This window comes from Actinomycetes bacterium (assembly GCA_022396035.1).
GTDB lineage: Bacteria > Actinomycetota > Humimicrobiia > Humimicrobiales > Humimicrobiaceae > Halolacustris.
Map to the genome: position 1 here is coordinate 1 of JAIOXO010000039.1, position 5061 is coordinate 5061.

6 protein-coding genes are annotated in these 5061 nt (G+C 44.4%); all 6 read left to right on the forward strand.

What is annotated here, in order from left to right:
• Window positions 1-666 (forward strand): type I glyceraldehyde-3-phosphate dehydrogenase (locus K9H14_08220; protein ID MCG9480170.1); only part of this gene is annotated, 666 nt, incomplete at its 5' end.
• A gap of 72 nt (window positions 667-738) precedes the next feature.
• Window positions 739-1929: a phosphoglycerate kinase gene (locus tag K9H14_08225; protein MCG9480171.1), complete on the forward strand. Its 1191-nt coding sequence runs from the start codon at window positions 739-741 to the stop codon at window positions 1927-1929.
• 17 nt (window positions 1930-1946) lie between these two features.
• A complete protein-coding gene (gene tpiA, locus K9H14_08230) occupies window positions 1947-2702 on the forward strand; it encodes a triose-phosphate isomerase (protein ID MCG9480172.1) in 756 nt (251 codons plus the stop codon).
• Window positions 2703-2772: 70 nt separating this feature from the next.
• Window positions 2773-4317, forward strand: coding sequence for a 2,3-bisphosphoglycerate-independent phosphoglycerate mutase (gpmI, locus tag K9H14_08235; protein MCG9480173.1), 1545 nt, complete (start codon window positions 2773-2775; stop codon window positions 4315-4317).
• 69 nt (window positions 4318-4386) lie between these two features.
• Window positions 4387-4620 (forward strand): preprotein translocase subunit SecG, encoded by a 234-nt coding sequence (gene secG / locus K9H14_08240; protein ID MCG9480174.1) that lies wholly within the window; start codon window positions 4387-4389, stop codon window positions 4618-4620.
• An 80-nt stretch (window positions 4621-4700) separates the two neighbouring features.
• Window positions 4701-5061 (forward strand): hypothetical protein (locus K9H14_08245; protein ID MCG9480175.1); only part of this gene is annotated, 361 nt, incomplete at its 3' end.

Below are 5061 nucleotides of genomic sequence, written 5' to 3' on the forward strand. Positions count from 1 at the left end.
GCTAAAAAAGTTATAGTGTCTGCGCCCATGAAAGGCGATGGCGCCGATATTACTCTGGTACTGGGTGTAAATGATGAAAAGTATGATAAGAACCAGCACAACATTATAAGTAATGCTTCCTGTACCACCAACGGGCTTGCGCCTATTTGCAAGATTTTAAATGACCAGTTTGGTATTGAGAGCGGTATTATGACCACTGTTCACGCTTATACCAATGACCAGAGACTTCTGGACCTGCCCCATTCCGACCTCAGGAGGGCCAGAGCAGCGGCCATGTCTGTTATCCCTACCTCTACCGGTGCTGCCAAGGCTATTGGCCTGGTAATCCCCGAGCTGGAGGGGAAACTTGATGGCCTGGCTTTAAGAACTCCTATCCCGGTGGGCTCTATAATAGACCTGGTACTGAATTTGAATAAGGATGTTTCCATTGAGGATGTTAATCAGGCCGTAAAAGAGGGCTCGAAGTCACCACAGTTTGAAGGGATTATACAGTACAGTGAAGAACCGCTGGTATCTATAGATATAGTAGGTAATCCCCATTCCACCATATTTGATGCTCCCAGCACCATGAAAATGGGCAACTTGACCAAGGTTATGACCTGGTATGACAATGAGTGGGGTTATAGCTGCAGGTGTAAAGACCTTATTAAATTTCTTATGAAATAAAAATTTATTTTAATAGCATTAATAACCGGGGCATGTCCCCGGTTATTTATTGGTAAGGCAGGGGGTTAGTAAATGTTTAATAAAAAAACTATAAAAGATATAGATGTAGCCAAAAAAAAGGTATTGGTAAGGGTAGACTATAATGTGCCGCTAGATGAAAATCAAAAGATTACCGACAATACCAGAATAAAACTGTCGCTGGATACAGTCAACTACCTTATACAGCAGAAGGCCAAGGTAATACTTATGGCCCATCTGGGAAGGCCCAAGGGCCAGGTGGTGGATAAGTTCAGGCTTGATCCTGCAGCCAGGGAGCTGGGCAGGCTTCTGGGTAAAGAGGTTAAGAAATTTGATGAGACGGTTTCGGACCAGATCAAAAATTATATTGATAACACCATGGATTATGGTGAGGTGGTATTGCTGGAAAATGTCAGGTTTAATCCTGGCGAGAAGTCCAATGATGCCCAGTTTGCCAAGTCTCTTGCTTCTTTGGCCCAGGTATATGTAGATGATGCCTTCGGGGCGGCGCATAGAGCCCATGCTTCAGTGACAGGGGTGGCCGAATACCTGCCGGCAGTTGCCGGTTTTTTGATGCAGAAGGAAGTTGATACCCTGACCTCCCTGCTGGAGGATCCCAAAAGACCTTTTGTGGCATTACTGGGTGGAAGCAAGGTATCGGACAAGATCCAGGTTATAAAGCAGTTTTTAAGCAAGGTGGATACCCTCATTCTTGGGGGCGGCATGAGTTATACCTTTTTTAAGGCCCAGGGTTATGAGATAGGAAACTCTATTTGTGAGGATGACCAGCTGGATTATGCCCGGGATATGCTGGAGCTGGCCAAGAAGAACAATGTAAAATTTTTGCTCCCCATGGATATTGTAGTGTCAAAGGAGTATGATGGGGACTCAGACAAGCAAACTGTTTCCATACAGTCCATACCTGTTGGTTGGGAGGGGATGGATCTGGGGGAAAAAAGCATTGAAGTCTATCGCAAAGAGATTGCAAAGGCTGCCACCATATTCTGGAACGGGCCTTTTGGTGTGTTTGAATGGAAAAGGTTTGAAAACGGCACCAGAAATATTGCTGATGCGGTAGCCAACAGTGATGCGGTTACTGTGGTTGGCGGCGGAGATACACTGGCGGCTATCAAGAAATATAATTTATCCGGCAAATTTTCTCATGTATCCAGCGGAGGAGGAGCTGCCATGGAGCTTCTTGAAGGAAAGGAACTTCCCGGAGTGGCAGCATTATTGGATAAATAACAAGAAAGGTGATTAATATGAGAGTTCCCTTTATAGCGGGCAACTGGAAAATGAACATGACCCATATGGAGGCTATCAAGTTTTTCAATGATTTTGAATTTAAATTTGAAAACAGGCATAACTGTGATATTGCAATATGCCCACCCTTTACTGCCCTGCGGTCAGCGCAGACCCTTCTGGAAGCTAATGATCTGAAAGTTGGACTGGGAGCACAGAATATGTTCTACGAGGAAAGTGGAGCCTATACCGGAGAAATATCACCCAATATGCTTAAGGCTATGAACATAGAGTATGTTATTGTCGGCCATAGTGAGAGAAGGGAATATTTCAGGGAAACCGACCAGGATATAAATAAAAAAATTAAAGCAGCCTTCAATAATGGGTTGAAGCCTATTCTGTGCATAGGAGAGACCCTGGACATAAGGGAGAGCGGACAGGCGGAATCCCATGTGCTCAAACAGCTTACTGAATGCCTGGAAGGTATTGAGCTAAAACAGCTGATGCTGGTAACCATAGCTTATGAGCCTATATGGGCCATAGGTACCGGAAAAACTGCTACTGCCGGAGATGCCAATTCCATGTGCAGGGCCATAAGGGAAAAGCTGGCTTCTATCTATGGCCAGGCTGCTGCAGATGCAGTAAGAATTCAGTATGGAGGCAGTGTAAAGCCAGGTAATATCAGTGAACTTATGGAAACTTCCGATATTGATGGTGCACTGGTGGGCGGAGCCAGCCTTAAGGTTGATGATTTTTTATCCATAATTAATTACTAATCTTTTTCCCATCATATAAATTATAAAATCAATAGTACTTTGAACTGGAGTTCCAGTGATTAAAAAAAAGATTAAAAAGCCGGTATGCCTTATCATTCTTGACGGCTGGGGAATATGCTGTGAGGAGCAGGGTAATGCCATAGAGCTGGCCCATACTCCCAATATGGATGGTTACAGCAGCAGTTATCCCTATACCGAGCTGGTGGCCTCGGGAGAGGCAGTGGGTTTGCCGGATGGCCAGATGGGGAATTCAGAGGTAGGCCATTTAAACATTGGAGCAGGAAGGATTGTTTATCAGGAATACACCCGGATAAACAAGTCTATATCCAGCGGAGAGTTTTTTGAAAATGAAGTGCTGGTGAAAGCCATGCACAATGCCGGTCAGGGAAAGAATAATGCCCTGCATCTTATGGGCCTGGTATCTGACGGTGGAGTTCATAGCCATATAGAGCATCTGGAAGCTCTGGTTAAACTGGCTGTCAGGCAGAAGGTTCCCAGATTATATGTACATGCTTTTCTGGATGGAAGGGATGTTCCTCCCCGCAGTGCAATTCCCTATCTGGAAAGGGTTAACCGGATGTTGGAAGAAAATGGCCTGGGAGAGATAGCCACGGTCAGTGGCAGGTATTATGCCATGGACAGGGATAACCGCTGGGACCGGATCAAGAAAGCCTATGATGCTATGGTCTACAGGGATGGCAGGCATTACAGCCAGGCAGAAGAGCTGGTACAGGACTCCTATGACCAGGGAAAAGATGATGAGTTTGTAGTTCCTGCCCTGGTAGAGGTGGAGGACAGTGAAAGCGCCAGGATAAAGGATGGGGACTCAATTATATTTTTTAATTTCAGGCCAGACCGGGCCAGGCAGATTACCAGGGCTTTTATAATTGAAGATTTTGAAAAGTTTGACCGGGGCGAAAAACCACCTGAGGTATATTTTGTATGTATGACCCAGTACGATAAGAATATTAATGCGCCCATAGCTTTTCCCCAGAATAAGATTGAAAATACTCTGGGAGAGGTGCTGGCGCAGCATAAAAAAAGGCAGTTGAGGATTGCTGAAACTGAAAAATATGCCCATGTTACTTTTTTCTTCAACGGGGGCGTGGAAAAGCCCAATCCCCTGGAGGACAGGATTCTTATACCCTCTCCCCGGGTAGCAACCTATGATCTGAAACCGGAAATGAGCGCCTATAAAGTTACCGATACTCTTATTGAGAACATAGAGCAGAACAAATATGATGTAATTGTGGTAAACTATGCCAATCCGGATATGGTAGGCCATACCGGGTTCCTGGATGCGGCTATAGAAGCGGTCAAGGCTGTGGATACCTGCGTGGGGAGAGTAATTGAAAAAATAATTCAGGTAGGCGGATTGGGTATTATAACTGCTGATCATGGAAATGTGGAGGAGATGATAGACCCGGTTACCGGGGGAACAGTTACCAAACATTCCAATTCCAAGGTGCCTTTTATAATCTGTGATCACAGTATTAAAAAATTAAGGGATAGTGGCCAGCCCAAGCTGTGTGACATAGCTCCCACCATCCTGGATGTCCTGGGTATCGATAAGCCGCTGCAGATGACCGGGGTTTCACTAATTGACAAATTATAATAAAATATTTTGATAATTGAATAAATTTGTTAAAATAATTAAAAATTGTTAGAAAAGAGGTTTGGATTAATGGGTTCTGTATTGTTAAACATTATTTTTGCCATACATATAATTGGCTGTCTGGGAGTAATACTGCTCATCCTGCTGCATAGCGGCAAGGGCGGGGGTATAGGAGGATTATTCTCGGGAATGGTTGATACCTTTGACGGTTCAGGCATTGTGGAGAAAAATCTAGACAGAATCACTATAATAGTAGGTGTGTTATTTGCAATAACTACCATAACATTGTTTATATTATTGTAAATTTACAGGATTATACAGCGAAAGGAGGTTCCTATAGGAAAATAATCTTGTATCGAATTTAATTAGTTAGAGGAGGATAAATGTCAATATTTAGAAAATTGAGCACAATAGTAGCGTTAATAGTGGCAGTAGCAATGGTAGTAACCGTTTTTGCCGGTTGCTCGCAGCAAGCTGCTCCTGCCGAAGAGACTGCCCAAGAGGCTCCGGCAGAAGAAGAAATGGCTGAAGAGCCTGCTGAGGAAGAGCCAGCAGAAGAAATGACCGAGGAGCCTGCCGAGGAAGAGGCTGCCGGTCCCAAAGAAGGCGGAACCATGAGGATGTATATCCATGAGCCGGTATCTCTGGATCCACCAAATAGTTATGAGAGTGAAGGTATCCAGGTTATAAGGCAGATATGGGATGGATTATTTGAATATAATCCTGAAACCCTGGAAGCCGAGG

Bases quoted from the DNA above. Each gene is read 5' to 3' on its own strand.
- K9H14_08225 (MCG9480171.1), top strand. From the start codon at position 739: ATGTTTAATAAAAAAACTATAAAAGATATAGATGTAGCCAAAAAAAAG.
- tpiA (MCG9480172.1), top strand. From the start codon at position 1,947: ATGAGAGTTCCCTTTATAGCGGGCAACTGGAAAATGAACATGACCCAT.
- secG (MCG9480174.1), top strand. From the start codon at position 4,387: ATGGGTTCTGTATTGTTAAACATTATTTTTGCCATACATATAATTGGC.